This window comes from Nocardioides sp., assembly GCF_041600255.1.
Taxonomy (GTDB): domain Bacteria; phylum Actinomycetota; class Actinomycetes; order Propionibacteriales; family Nocardioidaceae; genus Nocardioides.
Window position 1 is genome coordinate 1 of record NZ_JBFIKK010000003.1, and the last position, 15996, is coordinate 15996.

Below are 15996 nucleotides of genomic sequence, written 5' to 3' on the forward strand. Positions count from 1 at the left end.
GAGTGGGGCCACAGCGAGGCGCCCCGACGTCAGTGGCCGACCCGTCTGAAGCGGCTGGTCAAGCGAGCGGCGATCAAGAAGGGCTACGTGCGGCGTCCCGGTGCGCGGACGACCGGATCTCGCGGTCAGGTGGGGCAGTCGTGGAGCGACTTCTTCGATGGCCTCGTCGACGCGATCGACTGCATCGCGCCGGGCGCCGAGTCGTCCTGCCGGCGCGATCTGGACCAGGTCGGTGGCCTGGGTCGCTCAGCGCGGGTCGCGCTGAAGTGTGGTGGGATGGCGGTGATCGTCTACTACTCGGGAGGCACGGCCTTGGCGGCGATGGGTGCGGGTGTCACGGCCTGCTACTGGGACGAGGCCTGGAGCGCGTGGGAGTGACGACCAGGCCGACCAACCGGTGGCTGCAGCCACGCCAACGCCGGCTCGGACCGCTGGGCACCGGACTCGTGGTGATGCTCGCATTCGTCCTGATGGACGTCCTGACGAGTGTGCTGTTCGGAGAGCTCGACGACTTCGCCCTGAGGCGCTCACTGACGGTGGCGATGCTGTCCGGTGTGACCGTGTGGCTCGTGGTGTCGTTGGTGGAGCGTCGCCGACGACGTGGGCAGACGTCCGACTCAGCAGCTACGGCTTCACGGACCCGGATCTGAGCGCGGGTGGGGCCCCCTTTCCGCCGTACCGGCGTATCGCCGATAACTGACATTATGTCAGGCCATCCGGGTGGAACCCCTCTTGCCAGCCCGCGACCGACGCCTGCTTCCCCACCTGTTCTGTCGCTTCCATGGCGTTGCAACCCCGTGGAAGCGACAGGATCCCCGGAGATCCGGGGATCCCGACAACCCAGCACCACCACGGGTTACCGTGACGCCGTGACTGCGCCGACCTCCTCGTCCACCGACACCCAGGACGACGCAGCCTTCTTGCGGAGCGAACTCCAGGCGACCCGCTGGATGCTCGACCTGGCCACCTCGCTCAACGAGACCCGCTCGGAACAGGGCATCCGGTCTCGACTCAAGCGGCTGATGGCCCAGGTCGAGGGCTCGACGGGCGCCGACCTGCACGTGCCCCCGGCCTGGCACGGCTCCCCCGACCACCCCGACCACTCATTCACCAGCGCCCTGGAGCGCTGCGGCGCCAGCTCGTCGCTCGTGTGGCAGCCCTCGGACACCACGCCGGACGACACCTCGGGCACCCTGTTCGTCCCGGTGGTCGGCCCGACCGGTCTGCTCGCGATCCTGAGCTGGGGCTGGCGCCGGCGCCCCGATCTCGAGGATCCCTCTCAGACGGCCCGGTTCGCCGCCATCGCCCGCCACGTGGCCGCCTCGCTCGAGCGGGCCCAACTCCTGGAGCGTCGGACCGGGATCGCCATGGGCCTGCAGTCGGCGATGCTGACGCCACTCCCCCGCGTCCCTGGTCTCGAGCTCGCCGCCTGCTACGTGCCGGCCTCGGACGACGAATGGGTCGGGGGCGACTGGTACGACGCCGTCGTGCTGCCGGCCGACGACCGTCACGACCTGCGGGTGGCGGTCACCGTGGGCGATGTGATGGGCCACGACCTGCCTGCGGCGGCGATGATGGGCCAGGCCCGAGCCCTGCTGCGCCAAGCCGCCCAGCAGCACGCGGACCATGGTCCGGCTCTGATGTTCGAGCGCTTCGAGGAGACCTGCACCGAGCTCGGGGTGGCCGCCAGCGGCAGCGCTGTGCTCGCCTGCCTCGAGCGCTCCCGGACGACCGGCGGCTGGTCCCTGCGCTGGACGTCCGCGGGCCATCCACCCCCGATCGTGGTCGACGCCCACGGCACCGTCCGGCGTCTCGAGCTGACCGCCGAAGCCCAGGGCATGCTGTTCGGGTACCGCGACGTGTTCGACGGCGCGCGCGTGGAGTCCCACCTTGCCCTGCAGCCGGGCGCCACCGTGCTGTTCTACTCCGACGGGGTCATCGAGATGCCCGGACTCACCCTCGAGTCCCAGATGGACGAGCTCGGCGACGTGCTCGAGAGCGAGCACCACCGCGGCCCCCAGGCAGTCGTGGACTCGATCAGCATGAACTTCGGCACCGGGTACGACGACATCGTCGCCTTGGCCGTGCGACTCCCCGCCGACGCCTGAACGCTGCCCTCACATCGCCTGCCCTCACGTCGCGGGCAGCAGCAACCACCGTCCACCCAGGACCAGACAACCGAGGGTGAGCAGCAGGAAGGACCCGACCCAGACCAGCGCCGGCACCCGGGTCAACCGCGCCAGGACGTCCGCGTCGGAGGTCCGGCTGCGCGACCGCCGTCGGTGGCCCTGCAGCTCGAGCACCGCGCGCGGGGCCGCGATGAGCAGGAACCAGGTGCCGACGTACGCGGTCGCCACCTGCACCTCCTCGGCCGCCCACCAGGAGACGGCGCCCACCGCGATCCCGGCCACGCCCACGGCATAGAGCCCGTAGAAGTTGCGGATCTGCACCAGCAGCAGCGCGAGCAGCAGGACCGCGAGCCAGAGCGCCGCAAGGGCATGCCGCTCGCTGAGCAGGAAGGCCGCACCCAGCCCGGCCAGCGCCGGTCCGGGATAGCCGGCGAAAGCCGTGACCACCATGCCCGGACCACTCGACCTCCCGCGCGAGACGGTCAACCCGGAGGTGTCGGAGTGCAGCCGGATCCCGGCGAGACGCCGCCCACTGAGCACCGCGGCCACGGCGTGGGCGCCCTCGTGCGCGATCGTGACCACGTGGCGTCCGATCGACCACGTGCCGGGGACGGCCACGAGGACCAGTGCCGCCACCCCGGTGAGCAGCACCAGGCGAAACTCCGGGGCCGGCTGGGTGCCGACGAGGTCGTTCCACACGCGGCTGAGGACTCCGGTCATGGCCACACCGTAGAGGCACGCCTAACCTGAGTCCCATGACCCGCTTCCCCTTTGCCTTCTCCCCCGCCTACCGCGCCGCCTCCCTGCCGTTCGGCGTCCTTCCCGGCACAGCCTGGGCCGAGGTGGAGGACGACGAACTGCGCTGCCGCTTCGGCATCTGGCGCCTGTGCACCCCCCTGAGCAACATCGCCTCGGCCCAACGCTCTGGCGGGTTCTCGTTCGTCAAGGCAGCCGGCCCGGCCCGGCTGTCGCTCGCGGACCGCGGCGTCACCTTCGCCACCAACGGTGACGACGCGGTCTGCCTGCGCTTCCACGAGCCGGTCAAGGCGATCGACCCCACGGGTCTGCTGCGCCACCCGGGGGCGACGCTCACGGTGGCCGACCCGGACGCCTTCCTGGCCGCCGTGGGGATGGCGTGAGCGAGACCCCCTCCCCCGGGCACCGACGCCCGGACGGCGTCGACGACGCGACCGTCGCGGCGCTCGGCAAACTCTCCGAGGCGCTGGAGGCGGTGGAGGTGGCCCGCGGGCACCTGTATGCCTTCCACCGGCTCTGCGGGACCGCGGACCTGACCCTGGGCACGGCCGTCGAGGAACTGCGCGACGCCGGCCACGGCGAGCTGGCCGACCGGATCTCCGACGAGCTCGTGGGCCGCAACGTTCTTGACGGCAGGTGGAGCTTCCAGATCGTCGAGGAGTACGACGCGACGTACTGGACGACGTTTCGCACCCTGGAACGTGAGGCGCGCGAAGCACTCGTGCACGGTCGCCAGCACCTGCACGAGGCCGAGATGAAGGAGGAGCGCCGCACCCGGGGACACCCGCACCACACCGCGCGACCGTCCGGGTCCGGCGCACCGACCGGGACCTAGCCCTCGCCACCGACGCCCACCTAGGTTGGGCGCATGGCACTGGTTCCCTGCGTCACTCTCAACGACGGCACCTCGCTGCCGGCGATCGGCTTCGGCACCTACCCCCTGACCGGCGACGACGCGGTTGCTGCGGTCGAGTCCGCGATCGGCTGCGGCTACCGACTGCTGGACACGGCCGTGAACTACGGCAACGAGGTCGAGGTCGGCGAGGGCATCCGGCGTTCCGGGATCGCCCGCGAGGAGCTCGTGGTGACCAGCAAGCTCCCCGGCCGGGCCCACGGGTACGACGAGGCGGTGGCGAGCGTGCGGGACTCCCTGGCGCGGCTCGGACTCGACCGCATCGACCTGCACCTGATCCACTGGCCCAACCCTCGGGTGGGCCGGTACCTCGACGCGTGGCGGGCGCTCGTCGACCTGCAGAAGGACGGCCTGATCCGGACCGTCGGCGTCTCCAACTTCACCTCCGAGCACCTACGGGTCGTCATCGACGACACCGGCGTGGTCCCCGCGGTGAACCAGATCGAGCTGCACCCGCACTTCCCCCAGCCCGAGATGCGGACCGAGCACGAACGCCTCGGCATCCAGACCGAGTCGTGGAGTCCGCTGGGCAAGCGCCAGGCACCCTTCGGCGCACCGCCCGTGGCCGCTGCCGCCGAACATCACGGCGTCACCCCCGGCCAGGTGATCCTGCGCTGGCAGGTCCAGCTCGGCTCGGTGCCCATCCCCAAGTCCGCCACCCCGAGTCGTCAGCAGGAGAACCTCGACGTCTTCGGGTTCACCCTCTCCGTCGACGAGATGACGGCGATCAGTGCGCTGGCCCGCCCGGACGGTCGCCTCTTCGGCGGCGATCCGGACACCCACGAGGAGCAGTGATGCCGGCCACGCCGTACCTCTGTGTCGACCTGCCGCGGCTGCGCCGCAACATCCGGGTGGCGGCCGAGCGCGCCGACGAGGCGGGGATCGCGCTGCGTCCGCACGCCAAGACCCACAAGAGCATCGAGATCGCCAACCTCCAGCTGGCCGCCGGCGCCACCGGCATCAGCGTCGCCACGATCGGCGAGGCGGAGACGTTCATCCGCAACGGGGTCCGCGACGTCCTGATCGCCTATCCGCTGTGGCTCGGAGACGACGCGGGTTCGCGGCTGCTCGACCTGGCCCCTGACGCCCGCCTCGCCATCGGCATCGACTCGCCCACCAGCGCCGCCAACGCCGGCCGTCTGCTGGGCGGCTCGAGTGTCGAGGTGATGGTCGAGGTGGACTGCGGTCAGCACCGGTCGGGGTCCCTGCCCGATCAGGCCGGGGAGATCGCCCTGGCTGCCCAGCGCTCCGGCCTCACCGTGCGTGGCGTCTACACCTTCCCGGGGCACAGCTACGCCGTCGACGCGCAGGAAAGCTCGGCGCGGGACGAGGCGACCTGCCTGAGGACCGCCGTGGAGTCGATGCGCGCCGCCGGCATCGAGCCCCAGGTGGTCAGCGGCGGCTCCACCCCGTCGCTGCGGTTCACCGACGCGTCCGTGGTCAACGAGCTTCGCCCCGGCGTCTACGTCTTCGGCGACGCCCAGCAGTGGGAGCTCGGGGTGATGGACCCCTCCGAGATCGCTCTGACCTGCCGGGCCACCGTGGTCAGCCACGCCGGCGACCGGTTGGTCCTCGACGCCGGGAGCAAGGTGCTGGGCGCGGACCGGGCGCCCTACGCCACCGGACACGGACGGCTGCCGCACTACCCGGAGGCTCGCATCGTGCTGCTCGCCGAGCACCACGCGGTCGTCGACCTGGCCGGAGCGGCCCTGCCCGCCCTGGGCAGCCAGGTCGACGTCGTGCCCAACCACGTCTGCAACGCCGTCAACCTCGTGGACACGCTGTACGCCGAGGAGTCGGGCGAGCTCCGACCGTGGCAGGTGGCTGCCCGCGGACTCAACAGCTGAGGGCTCGCCTACCATCGACCCCATGTTGAAGCGACCCCTCGCCGCCCTGGCCACCCTCGTGGCCGTCTCCGCGCTCGCCGGCTGTGCCGACGACTCCACCGACACCGCCGACGACGCCCAGGCGACCGGACCGGCCTGCACCTACACCGAGGACGGCCGCGACGCCGCCAAGGAGGTCGAGCTGCCGCCCGAGAACGCGACCGTCTCCGGCACGGTCGAGGCCACGATCGCCACCAGCGCCGGTGACGTGGTGGCCGAGCTCGACGCCGACGCGACCCCGTGCACGGTGAACTCGTTCGTCTCGCTGGCCGAGCAGGGCTACTTCGACGACACCGCCTGCCACCGCCTGACCACCCAGGGGATCTTCGTCCTGCAGTGCGGCGACCCGACGGCCAGCGGGATGGGCGGCCCCGGCTACTCCTACGACGACGAGCTCAGCGGCGAGGAGACCTACGGCCCCGGCACGTTGGCGATGGCCAACGCGGGCCCCAACACCAACGGCTCGCAGTTCTTCATCGTCTACGGCGACAGCCCGCTGCCGCCGAGCTACACCGTCTTCGGCCAGATCGACGCGGACAGCCTCGAGGTGGTCAGCGCGATCGCCGAGAAGGGCACCCAGAGCGGTGGCGGCGACGGCGCCCCGAAGGAGAAGGTCACCATCACCGCGGTCGAGACCGACTGACCCACCCGCTCAGAGCGGGAAGCCGACGCCTGTCAGCGACTCCGACTCCGCCCACAGCCGCCGGGCGAGGTCGGGGTCGCTGGCCTGTCGGCTCCGTCCCACCAGCGTCGGCCAGCCACGCATCTCTCGCGGACCGTGCGGGCCGACGTAACTGTTGCCGGGCAGGTCGAGCGTCGCGGCGTACAGCGTCGGCAGCGCACCCTGCCAGGCCGGCATCCCGACCAGCCGATGGCCGAAGTCCCCGATCCGGGTCAGCATCGCGTTCCCCGTGCCCCCGGTGATGCCGGTCGCGGTGGCGCCGGGGTGGGCGCCGGTGGCGCGCAACGTGGATCCAGCCGCCGTCAGGCGACGCTGGAGTTCGGCGAGGAAGAGCAGGTTCGCCAACTTGGAGGCGGCGTAGGCCGCGAACGGCCGGTAGCCGCGCCGGGACCAGTCGAGGTCCGTCACGTCGAGCTCGGCCGTCCGGTGCGAGGCGGACCCGATCACCACCACCCGGTCGCTCAGCGTCGGCAGCAACAGGTTGGTGAGCGCGAAGTGGCCCAGGTGGTTGGTGGCCAGCTGCAGCTCGAAGCCGTCGCCGGTGCGGGTGAAGGGCACCGCCATCACGCCGGCATTGTTGATCAGCACGTCGACCGCGCCCACTCGTGCGGCGAACGCACGCACCGAACCCAGGTCGGAGACGTCCAGCTGCTCGACCACGGCCCGGGCACCCCAGGATCGCGACACCTCGGCACCCTTGTCGGGGTTGCGGACGGCGAGGACCACGTCCGCACCGCAGTCGACGAGGCGGCGCGCCGTCTCCAGCCCGATGCCACTGGTCGCGCCGGTGATCACGAAGCGCCGTCCCGTCTGGGGCGGCACCGCGGTCCACGGTCCGACGGATCGCTTCGATGCCATCAGGCCTCCAGGATCTTCTTCAGGGCAGTCAGGTCCTTGGTCGTGGCGCGGCGCATCGCCGAGGACAGTGCGGGGGCCGCCAGCTTCGAGAAGCCGGTGGCCCGGCCGGTGTTGCGCAGCGTCATCCGGGTGCCCGGTCCCTCGGGCGTCCAGGTGTAGGTGGTCCGCATCGGGAACGGTCCCTGGCTGGTCTCCATCACCAACCGTTCACCGGGGACGAGCTCGACGACCTCGTAGGTGTAGTTCAGCTGGCGGCCCAGGAACCTGGCCGTGAAGTCCATCCTGGAGCCGACCCGCAACGGAGGCTCGGTGCGCCACTCCACGGTGCGGATGTTCTCGTACCAGGCCGGCGCGTTCGTCGGGTCGCCGGAGTACGCCGCCACGTCGGCCGGAGACCGCGCGATCAGGGTCGAGACCCGGACGTCGACGTCGTCGGCCGATCCGCGCTGGTCAGCTGCGGGTGGCATAGGTCACCGGTTCACCCAGGGCGACCGTGCGGCCCACGGTGCACAGGCGGTCACGGGTCATCTCGAGGGCGCGCGGCAGCACCTCACGCGCCTGGTCGCCGGCCTCGCCCTCCGGGAAGCGCAGGTCGAAGGTGACGGTGAGGCCGACCATGTGGTTGCCGCTCTCGTCACGGACCTTGTGCCCCTCGGCGCGTACGTCGAAGGCCTCGGCCGTCGCCCGCTTGCCCGTGATCAGGTCCACGTCGATCGCGCCGCACCCGGCCAGCGCGACAAGCAGCAGTTCGGTCGGGGTGAAGTCGGGGTCCTGGCCGGACCCCACCGGCAGCACGCCGCCCCGACCGTTGGTCGCCTTGTAGCGCAGGGGCCCGATCCGGGTCAGGTCGATGCTGCGCAGGTTCTCGTCCGTCGGGCTCTTGTCGTCCATGCGCACAGCCTGCCAGACCCGAACGCGGGGCCGCGGCCGAGCGCCGTACCCTCGCGACATGCGCACCGTCATCCGCTGCGACGACCCCGAGGTGGACCCCTACCGGTGGCTGACCTCGCTGGTCCTGCCGCGCCCGATCGCCTGGATCAGCTCGGTGGGTGCCGACGGTGTGGCCAACCTCGCGCCGCACTCGTTCTTCAGCGTGGCCTGCGCCCACCCGCCGATCGTCTCGTTCACGTCGGTGGGCGACAAGGACACCCTGGCCAACGTGCGCGCCACCGGTGAGTTCGTGGTGAACCTCGCAACGCTGGCCATGCTCGAGCTCGTCAACAACACCAGCGCGCGCTTCGCGCCCGACGTCGACGAGGCGGCGGCGCTGGGCATCTGCGTGGAGCCCAGCACCTTGGTCACCCCGATGCGCGTGACCGACTCCCCCGCCTCGCTGGAGTGCCGCCTGCACTCGACGCAGACCCTGGGCGACTCGACTCTGGTGCTCGGCGAGGTCCTCGCTTTCTCGGTGCGCGAGGAGATGCTGGTCGACGGGCGACCCGACGCCTCGCGCCTGCGGCCGCTCTCCCGGCTGGGCGGCAACCTGTGGGGGCTGCCCCCCGATCCCGTGGCAGTACGCCGGCCGGTGCAGCCCGACGAGATCGTCTGACAGTCAGACGAACACGCCGCGGGTTTGCGTCAGTAGGGGGCCTCGGAGATGGTGGAGGTTGCCCCTGCACGCCAATCGGAAGGCGAGTCATGCTCACCCTCACCGAGAACGCCAGCACCATCGTCAAGGACATCACCACCCAGTCGGGTCTCACCGAGACCGCAGGTCTGCGGATCACCGCGGAGAGTGCCCCCGAACCCACCTTCTCCGTCAGCGCCGCCGAGGCGCCGGAGCCGGGCGACCAGACCGTCGAGCAGAACGGCGCCACGGTCTACCTCGACGAGGAGGCCGCCGTGCTGCTTGACGACAAGGTGCTCGACGCCGCCGTCGACGAGGGCGGCCGGGTGGAGTTCGCCCTGGGGATGCGCGCCTGAGCCTCCCCTTCGAACGACACGAGCCCCGGGCGATCCGCCCGGGGCTCGTGCTGTCTGGTGCGTCGTACGGGTGGCTCAGCGAGCCTGGTGTCGACGCGAGCGGCGCTGCCGTCGCGCGTCCTGCTGGGCGAGCTCCACGTCCCGTAGCAGGGCCCGGTCCTGGCCCTGGTGCGCGCGAGCGCCGACAATCCCGTAGGCGAGGTGCAGCTGGCTGGTCATGGAGCATCATCCCCTTTCAGCCCGTTCCAGGGCCCGTGGTGCGTAATAGGTATGTTCGGTTTGTCGACCCTTACAGAGTAGCGACTCGTGAGGCCCTGTTCCGAACCGACGCGAGGGTGATCTCGGCCACCACCGCACGACTGACACAATCACCGGCATGACCACCCCCACCCGCGAGATCCACCTGGCCTCCCGCCCCACCGGACAGCCCACGCTGGAGAACTTCCGGACCGTCGAGACGGAGCTGGCCGATCCGGCGCCGGGGCAAGTCCTGGTCCGCAACACGTTCCTGTCGGTCGACCCCTACATGCGCGGCCGGATGAACGACGTCAAGTCCTACGTGCCGCCGTTCCAGGTGGGCGCGGTCCTGGACGGCGGCGCGGTCGGCGAGGTGATCGCCTCGGGCGAGGAGTCCCTCCCGGTCGGCACGACGGTCCTGCACCAGGCGGGGTGGCGCGAGCACGCGCTGATCTCCGCGAAGGCGGCGCGACCGGTCGACGTCGCCCGGGTGCCGGCCTCCGCCTACCTCGGCGTGCTCGGCATGCCCGGACTGACGGCGTACGTCGGGCTCCAGCGCATCGCCGCGATGAAGGAGGGCGACGCCGTCCTGGTCTCGGGCGCTGCCGGAGCCGTCGGCTCCCTCGCCGGGCAGATGGCCCGACTGATGGGGGCCTCGACGGTGGTCGGCTCGGCGGGATCGGCCGAGAAGGTGGCCTGGTTGACCGACGAGCTCGGTTTCGACGCGGCCGTCAACTACAAGGACGGGGCGATCGGCAAACTGCTGGCCGGGCACGGCCCGTTCGACGTCTATTTCGACAACGTGGGGGGCGACCACCTCGAGGCCGCGATCAGCCACCTGGCCGACTTCGGCCGGGTCGCCGCCTGCGGCGCCATCGCGTCGTACAACGACGAGCGCCCCTCGCCCGGCCCCCGCAACCTGATGATGCTCGTGAGCAAGCGCCTCACCCTGCGCGGCTTCATCGTCAGTGACCACGCCGACCTGGCGGCCGAGTTCCACCAGCGGGTGGGTGCCTGGGTGGCCGACGGGCAGCTGGTCTTCCGCGAGACCGTCGTGGACGGTCTGGACCAGACGCCCCAGGCCTTCCTCGACCTGCTCGCCGGCGGCAACACCGGCAAGATGGTGGTCCGCCTGCCGTGAGGCGCGGCCTCGTCGGGCGAGAGTGATGGGAAATTCTTGGCGACACGCCGAATTACATCGTTGACATTCTTCCGATCGGTTCACTCACGTCACATTCGCCCCTAGACTCCCACCCGTGCCTACCCCCCAGCGCACGCTGCACCGCGCCCTGTTCCTCGCGGTCTGTGCCCTCCTCGTCGCGCCGTTGACGGTGACCGCGCCCGCCTGGTCCGAGACCGCGCGGCCGAGCCCGGCCGACCGCCCCGAAGGCGGCGTCTCGGCCGAGGCCGCCCGGCGCGCCCCCGGCGTCACCACGCTGTGCACCGGCTACGCCGGCTGCCGGAACTCCGGTCGCGGCAACGCCGGCTACGCGCAGAACAGCGGCACGATGTACTGGCGGATGTACTCGGGCCACAACTGCACCAACTACGCCGCGTACCGGATGGTCCTCAGCGGCATGCCCAACACGCGCCCCTGGTCGGGCGGCGGCAACGCCACCTACTGGGGCACCTCGATGCCGGAGATCACCGACAAGGTGCCGGCCGTCGGAGCGATCGCCTGGTGGAAGGCCAACACCGGCCCGGCCGGCTCCGCAGGCCACGTCGCCTACGTCGAGGAGGTCGTCTCCCCCGACGAGATCATCATCTCGCAGGACAGCTGGGGCGGTGACTTCTCCTGGGCCCGGGTGGTCAAGGGGACGAGCTGGCCGAGCGGCTTCATCCACTTCAACGACGTCAAGCTCGAGAACACCGAGCGCCCCGCGGTCGACGGGCTGGCCCGCGTGGGCGCGACGCTGAACGCCTCCCCCGGCGCCTGGAACCCGAACAACGTCACCTACTCCTACGAGTGGCGCGCCGCCGGGGCGGCGATCCCCAACGCCACCGGCTCCACCTTCACCGTGCGCCGCGCCCAGGAGGGACAGCGGATCCGGGTCGTCGTGACCGCCTCCCAGCCGGGCTACCCGACCAGCACGGCCGCGTCCACCCGAACCCCGGCCGTCCAGCCCGGACAGATCACCAACACCCTGTTGCCGGTCATCAGCGGTACGCCGAAGGTCGACCAGCCGCTCAGTGCCGGCACCGGCTCGTGGAACCCCACCCCCGACTCGCTGACCTACCAGTGGTTCGCCGGCGGTCGGCCGATCGCCGGGGCCACCTCCTCGACCTTCGTGCCCGGGCCGGCGCAGGTGCAGCAGCCCCTGGCCGTCGAGGTGACCGCCGCGAAGGCGGGCTACGACTCCGTGTCGGCTCGCTCGATCAGCACGGCGGCGGTGGCTCCCGGGACCTTCACCGTGGCGCGGGCCGCGCGCCTTCTCGGCAAGCCGCGGCTGCAGGAGCTCGTCCGACTCGACGCCGGCGAGACGTCCCCCTCCGAGGCGGACGTCAGCGTCGAGTGGTTGCGCGACAACCAGCCGATCCCCGACGCCACGGGGCCGACGTACCAGCCGACCGTCGAGGACCTCGGTCGCCGGGTGGCTGCGCGGATGACGCTGACACGCGAGGGCTACACGCCCCTGGTCGTGCGGCTGCGCTCGATCGGCACCGTGCGGACCGAGCCCCGGATGAAGGTGCGCACCAAGCGCCCCGGCCGCGGCAAGCTCACGCTCGACGTACGGATGCGGGCTGCCGGACTCGACGCCGTGCCCGGGACGGTGCAGGTGGTCTCCGGCGGCGAGGTGTTGCGCGAGATCGCCCTGCGCAACGGCGCGCGCACCTTCACCCTGCGCCGGTTGCCCGAGGGCGAGCAGCGCTTCACGATCCGCTACCAGCGCACCGACCAGGTGCTGCGCACCACGACGAAGCGGACGCTGCGGATCAAGTGACCCGCGAGGCTCAGGCCTCGAGGCACTCGCTGGGCAGGTCGAACCAGCGCAAGTGCTCGAAGTCGGCGCTGACCTGGGCCGGGTGCTCCGCCAGGTCGGGGCCGGTGGCCGCGGCCAGGATCGCGGCCCCGTCGCGCAGGTGCTCGGCGAGCAGCTCCTCTCCCCCGGTGTTGCGCGAGGTCGGTCTGACCATCGCGCCGTCCGCATAGGAGATGTCGCGAAGGCTCAACGGCGGATCGACCACCCCCTTGCGGTGTCGCCACCGGCCGGTCGCCGGGTCGAAGCAGTAGTCGCCCAACAACCGCCAGCCGTCGTGCGCGACCAGGCGCACGGCGTCGACCAGGTAGTCCACGACCGCGTCCGAGATGAAGTAGTTGAAGTTGATCCGGACCCACCCCGGCTTGATCCCCTCGCACCCGCCGGCGATCTCGCGCTCGAACTCGTGGGAGCGCTCGAGGTCGATCCCCAGCAGCCGGTGGCCGTAGGGCCCGGCACACGAGCAGCCACCGCGCGACTGGATCCCGAAGAGGTCGTTGAGCAGCGCCACGACGTAGTTGTGGTGCAGGTAGCGCCCCGACGGGGAGCGCAGGACGAACGAGACGATCGAGAGCCGTTCGGCGTCGAGGTTGCCGAGCAGCTCGATGGCCGGCTCCGCCTTCCAGGCGGCCACCGCACGGCGCAGGTGGCGCTCCTCCTGCTCGCGGATCGTGTCCGTGCCCACCGCCTGCTTCAGCTGGAAGACCAGCCCGGCCCGGACCGACTCGATGATGGCGGGCGTGCCGCCCTCCTCGCGCTGGGTGGGGTCGTCGAGGTAGCGGTGGTCGTCGTCGTTGACGTAGGCGACCGTCCCGCCGCCCGGGACGTCGGGCACGCGGTTGCCGAAGAGCTCCCGCCGGGCGACCAGCACCCCCGGGGTCGAGGGGCCGCCGATGAACTTGTGCGGCGAGAGGAAGATCGCGTCCTTGTACGACGTGGGTCGCTCCGGGTCGACCGGCCCCATCGCGATGTCGACGTACGGCGCGGCCGCGGCGTAGTCCCACAGGCTCAGGGCGCCGTGCTCGTGCAACAGCGTCGCGATCGCCGCCGTGTCCGAGACGATGCCGGTCACGTTCGAGGCGGCCGAGAACGACCCCAGCTTCAGCGGCCGATCGGCGTACTTCTCGAGCTGCTCGCGCAGGTCCGCGAGGTCGACACCGCCGTCGGCGTCCTGGTGGATGGTGACGACGTCGGCGATGGACTCCCGCCACGGGATCTCGTTGGAGTGGTGCTCGTACGGGCCGATGAAGACGACCGGCCGTTGCGCGGGCGGGATGTGCTCGAGCAGGTGGTGGGCATCGTCGAGAACCGAGGGGATGCGTAGTCCGAGGATGCCGATCAGCTTCGCGAGGGCCCCGGTGCAGCCGGAGCCAGCGAAGAGGACGACCGTGTCCTCGTCTCCCCCGACGGCGTCACGGATGATCTCGCGTGCGTCCTCGCGCAGCCGCGTGGTCTGCAGCCCGGTGCCGCTGGACTCGGTGTGGGTGTTGGCGTAGCTCGGCAGGACCTGGTCGCGGATGAAGTCCTCGATGAACCCCAGGGCCCGACCCGAGGCCGTGTAGTCGGCGTAGGTGACCCGACGCGGGCCGTACGGCGTCTCCATCACGTGGTCGTCGCCGATCACCGAGTCCCGGATCAGACGCAGCAACGCCTGCTTGTCGCTGCTCTCGGTCACTGCCTGGCCTCCCGGTCCCTCGTGGAGCGTGTGTCGCCCAGTCTAGGTCCGCGGGTGGGCACGGAACGGCGGGCCGGGAGCCAGCACCCGACCCGCCGAACCGATCCCGGCTACCTGACCAGGACGCGCACCCACTTGCGACCCAGGACCACCTTCTCGGTCGGGTCGCTCAGCGTGTCGACCGTGATCGGCCGACGGCGCCCCTCCAGCGAGAGCTCGACGGCCACCTGGTCGTTGCGGACCAGCGAGGCGACGTACCGCTCGGCCTGCTCGATCGTGTGCAGGTTGCCGAGCTCCGACCACATCATGCCGCCGCCCAGCGCGCTGATCCGACCTCCGGAGCCGCCGGCCTTGCGCGGCACCATCATCCGGACCGGGACCCGGATCCGGTCGGCCGAGCTGCGCAGGTTGATGCCCAGGACGAGCTTGCGACCGGCCTTGGCGAGCGCCGGTACCTTCCGGGAGACCGAGCGCCAGGCACCCTTGCGGTACTGCTCGACGCCCACGACCCGCCAGGTCGAACTGTCGTCGTCGATGGCGTTGTCGGTGCGGACCTCGTCGATGCTCAGGTCGCTGATGGAGCTCAGCGCCCAGATCAGGTCGGCGACCGGCCAGGCGGACTCGTAGGTGATGTCCCACTCGGAGGCGTAGCGGTCCGTGGCCGACAGCTCGAACGGGTCGGCCCCGACGTGCCCGCTGATCGTCCAGTCGAGCAGCGCGGAGCCCTTGCCGTAGCCGTCCCGGACCCGGTCGTTGGTGCTGAGCACCTGGTAGAACGTGGCCGCCGGCATCGCCTCGGGGACCGACACGTGGGTCTCCCCGGTCCGGTCCCGGGTGAGGTAGGTCGCGTGCGAGGTGATGGCCGAGGTCTCCGGCAACGGGCCGAACGGGCCGGAGATCCCGCTCAGGTGGTCGTCGGTGACCGTGCCCACGGGGGAACCCAGGTTCGCCATCTTGTACGGCGACCCGACCGAATCCTCCTGGATGTAGAGCGCATCCGCCGGGTGCAGGCTCAGGGTGGTCTGGCCGAGGAAGGTCATCGGATGACCGAACCCGACCACCTCGCCGTCACACACGGACGTGGCCGTGCCCACCGCGGCCATCGTGACCGTCCCGTAGGACAGTGAGGCCGCCATGTTCCCGCCCGCCTCGATGGTCTCGGCCCCGGGTGCCTGGCCGGCCGCGCGGACCGCGCCGGCGCGGTAGGTGCTGTGTGGCAGCCACGGGTGCTGCTTGGTGCGCTTGGCCTGGGCGAGCCTGCCGGCCCGCACGCCGGAGACCCCCATGGGCATCTTGAGCTGGGCGAAGCCCTGCTCGGCCTGGGCGCGGGTGACCTCGGAGTCCCGGGCGATCGCGCGGGCCTGCTCCTTGGTCACCGGAATCCGTCGCGGGGCCACGCCGCCGAGGTAGTCGTCCATCTCCTCGAAGGGGGTGACCCCGGCGACGGGCGAGGGCCCCCAGCTGAGGCCGTAGGCCACGGCGCCGATCAGCCGCCCGTCGGAGGCGTAGACGGGCGAGCCGGACATGCCGGACCAGATCCCGCCCACTCGGTCGATCTCGGCCGAGTTCAGTCGCACCATGACCATGTCGAGGTCCGCTGCGATGCCGTCCTCGAGCACACCGAGCACCTCGCCGGTGAACGGCTCCGGCGTGGTGCCGTCGCTGACGGTGAGCCCGTTGACGGCGTCTCCCTTGGCCACGTCCGCGACCGGGAAGGGCACGGCACAGTCGGCAGGCGGGTCGGCGGACGGGTCGGGCGGCGCGGACTGCGCCGACACCGACGTTGCGGCCAGCCCGGACAGCACGAGTCCGGTGAGGGCAGCGGACGACGCGAGAGCGCGTCTACGGCCTGCAGTGAATGAGTTCCTCATGGAGCGTCTCCCCGATTCCCGAAATGAACGTTGGACGCACCATGCGCCCCCCAGATCCACTATGACAAAGGTCACAGCGGTTTGGTTG

19 protein-coding genes are annotated in these 15996 nt (G+C 71.2%); 12 read left to right on the top strand and 7 right to left on the bottom strand.

Annotated features, from left to right (window positions below):
• The 3 genes from ABZE72_RS00630 to ABZE72_RS00640 all read left to right on the top strand — a co-directional run.
• Window positions 1-378 (top strand): hypothetical protein (locus ABZE72_RS00630; RefSeq protein ID WP_372727071.1); only part of this gene is annotated, 378 nt, incomplete at its 5' end.
• Window positions 375-650 carry a hypothetical protein gene (locus ABZE72_RS00635; protein ID WP_372727072.1) on the top strand — a complete coding sequence of 92 codons (276 nt, stop codon included), beginning with the start codon at window positions 375-377 and terminating at the stop codon, window positions 648-650. The genes ABZE72_RS00630 and ABZE72_RS00635, both read left to right, overlap by 4 nt.
• Window positions 651-869: 219 nt before the next feature.
• On the top strand, window positions 870-2108 hold the full coding sequence (locus ABZE72_RS00640) for a PP2C family protein-serine/threonine phosphatase (RefSeq protein WP_372727073.1): 1239 nt from the start codon (window positions 870-872) through the stop codon (window positions 2106-2108).
• Window positions 2109-2132: 24 nt separating this feature from the next.
• Here the strand turns inward: ABZE72_RS00640 and ABZE72_RS00645 are convergent, their stop codons facing one another.
• Window positions 2133-2849 (bottom strand): M50 family metallopeptidase, encoded by a 717-nt coding sequence (locus ABZE72_RS00645; protein WP_372727074.1) that lies wholly within the window; start codon window positions 2847-2849, stop codon window positions 2133-2135.
• A 35-nt stretch (window positions 2850-2884) separates the two neighbouring features.
• Here ABZE72_RS00645 and ABZE72_RS00650 point away from each other — a divergent pair, with 35 nt between their 5' ends.
• The 5 genes from ABZE72_RS00650 to ABZE72_RS00670 are packed head-to-tail and all read left to right on the top strand — an operon-like array spanning window position 2885 to window position 6327.
• Window positions 2885-3268: a hypothetical protein gene (locus ABZE72_RS00650; protein ID WP_372727075.1), complete on the top strand. Its 384-nt coding sequence runs from the start codon at window positions 2885-2887 to the stop codon at window positions 3266-3268.
• Window positions 3265-3720 (top strand): hypothetical protein, encoded by a 456-nt coding sequence (locus ABZE72_RS00655; RefSeq protein WP_372727076.1) that lies wholly within the window; start codon window positions 3265-3267, stop codon window positions 3718-3720. Before ABZE72_RS00650 ends, ABZE72_RS00655 begins: the two co-directional genes overlap by 4 nt.
• A gap of 33 nt (window positions 3721-3753) precedes the next feature.
• Window positions 3754-4593 carry an aldo/keto reductase gene (locus ABZE72_RS00660; protein WP_372727077.1) on the top strand — a complete coding sequence of 280 codons (840 nt, stop codon included), beginning with the start codon at window positions 3754-3756 and terminating at the stop codon, window positions 4591-4593.
• Window positions 4593-5645 carry an alanine racemase gene (locus ABZE72_RS00665; RefSeq protein WP_372727078.1) on the top strand — a complete coding sequence of 351 codons (1053 nt, stop codon included), beginning with the start codon at window positions 4593-4595 and terminating at the stop codon, window positions 5643-5645. Before ABZE72_RS00660 ends, ABZE72_RS00665 begins: the two co-directional genes overlap by 1 nt.
• A 22-nt stretch (window positions 5646-5667) precedes the next feature.
• Window positions 5668-6327, top strand: coding sequence for a peptidylprolyl isomerase (locus tag ABZE72_RS00670; protein WP_372727079.1), 660 nt, complete (start codon window positions 5668-5670; stop codon window positions 6325-6327).
• 9 nt (window positions 6328-6336) lie between these two features.
• On the opposite strand, the gene ABZE72_RS00675 is transcribed toward ABZE72_RS00670, so the two are convergent.
• From ABZE72_RS00675 to ABZE72_RS00685, 3 genes are read right to left on the bottom strand one after another with little or no spacing between them, the layout of a single operon-like run.
• Window positions 6337-7224, bottom strand: a complete 888-nt coding sequence (locus tag ABZE72_RS00675) for an oxidoreductase (RefSeq protein ID WP_372727080.1) — start codon at window positions 7222-7224, stop codon at window positions 6337-6339.
• Entirely contained in the window at window positions 7224-7691 is a 468-nt protein-coding gene (locus tag ABZE72_RS00680) for an SRPBCC family protein (protein WP_372727081.1), read from the bottom strand. The genes ABZE72_RS00675 and ABZE72_RS00680 overlap by 1 nt, the downstream gene beginning before the upstream one ends.
• Window positions 7675-8115, bottom strand: a complete 441-nt coding sequence (locus tag ABZE72_RS00685; RefSeq protein WP_372727082.1) for an OsmC family protein — start codon at window positions 8113-8115, stop codon at window positions 7675-7677. Before ABZE72_RS00685 ends, ABZE72_RS00680 begins: the two co-directional genes overlap by 17 nt.
• A 58-nt stretch (window positions 8116-8173) precedes the next feature.
• Between ABZE72_RS00685 and ABZE72_RS00690 the strand changes: the two genes are divergently transcribed.
• Together ABZE72_RS00690 and ABZE72_RS00695 are read left to right on the top strand one after the other, a co-directional pair.
• The gene (locus ABZE72_RS00690; RefSeq protein ID WP_372727083.1) at window positions 8174-8773 is read left to right on the top strand and encodes a flavin reductase family protein; all 600 of its coding nucleotides are present in this window, start codon (window positions 8174-8176) and stop codon (window positions 8771-8773) included.
• Between the two features lie 89 nt (window positions 8774-8862).
• Window positions 8863-9147: a Fe-S cluster assembly protein HesB gene (locus ABZE72_RS00695; protein WP_372727084.1), complete on the top strand. Its 285-nt coding sequence runs from the start codon at window positions 8863-8865 to the stop codon at window positions 9145-9147.
• Window positions 9148-9222: 75 nt separating this feature from the next.
• On the opposite strand, the gene ABZE72_RS00700 is transcribed toward ABZE72_RS00695, so the two are convergent.
• A complete protein-coding gene (locus ABZE72_RS00700; RefSeq protein ID WP_372727085.1) occupies window positions 9223-9366 on the bottom strand; it encodes a hypothetical protein in 144 nt (47 codons plus the stop codon).
• A 157-nt stretch (window positions 9367-9523) separates the two neighbouring features.
• On the opposite strand from ABZE72_RS00700, the gene ABZE72_RS00705 reads away from it, so the two are divergent.
• Both ABZE72_RS00705 and ABZE72_RS00710 read left to right on the top strand, forming a co-directional pair.
• Complete coding sequence (locus tag ABZE72_RS00705; RefSeq protein ID WP_372727086.1) at window positions 9524-10525, top strand: NADP-dependent oxidoreductase; 1002 nt, start codon at window positions 9524-9526, stop codon at window positions 10523-10525.
• Between the two features lie 115 nt (window positions 10526-10640).
• Window positions 10641-12326 (top strand): CHAP domain-containing protein, encoded by a 1686-nt coding sequence (locus ABZE72_RS00710; RefSeq protein WP_372727087.1) that lies wholly within the window; start codon window positions 10641-10643, stop codon window positions 12324-12326.
• Window positions 12327-12336: 10 nt separating this feature from the next.
• On the opposite strand, the gene ABZE72_RS00715 is transcribed toward ABZE72_RS00710, so the two are convergent.
• Window positions 12337-14037, bottom strand: coding sequence for an aminotransferase class V-fold PLP-dependent enzyme (locus ABZE72_RS00715; RefSeq protein WP_372727088.1), 1701 nt, complete (start codon window positions 14035-14037; stop codon window positions 12337-12339).
• A gap of 110 nt (window positions 14038-14147) precedes the next feature.
• Window positions 14148-15908, bottom strand: coding sequence for a SpoIVB peptidase S55 domain-containing protein (locus ABZE72_RS00720; protein ID WP_372727089.1), 1761 nt, complete (start codon window positions 15906-15908; stop codon window positions 14148-14150).
• Window positions 15909-15996: the final 88 nt, after the last annotated feature.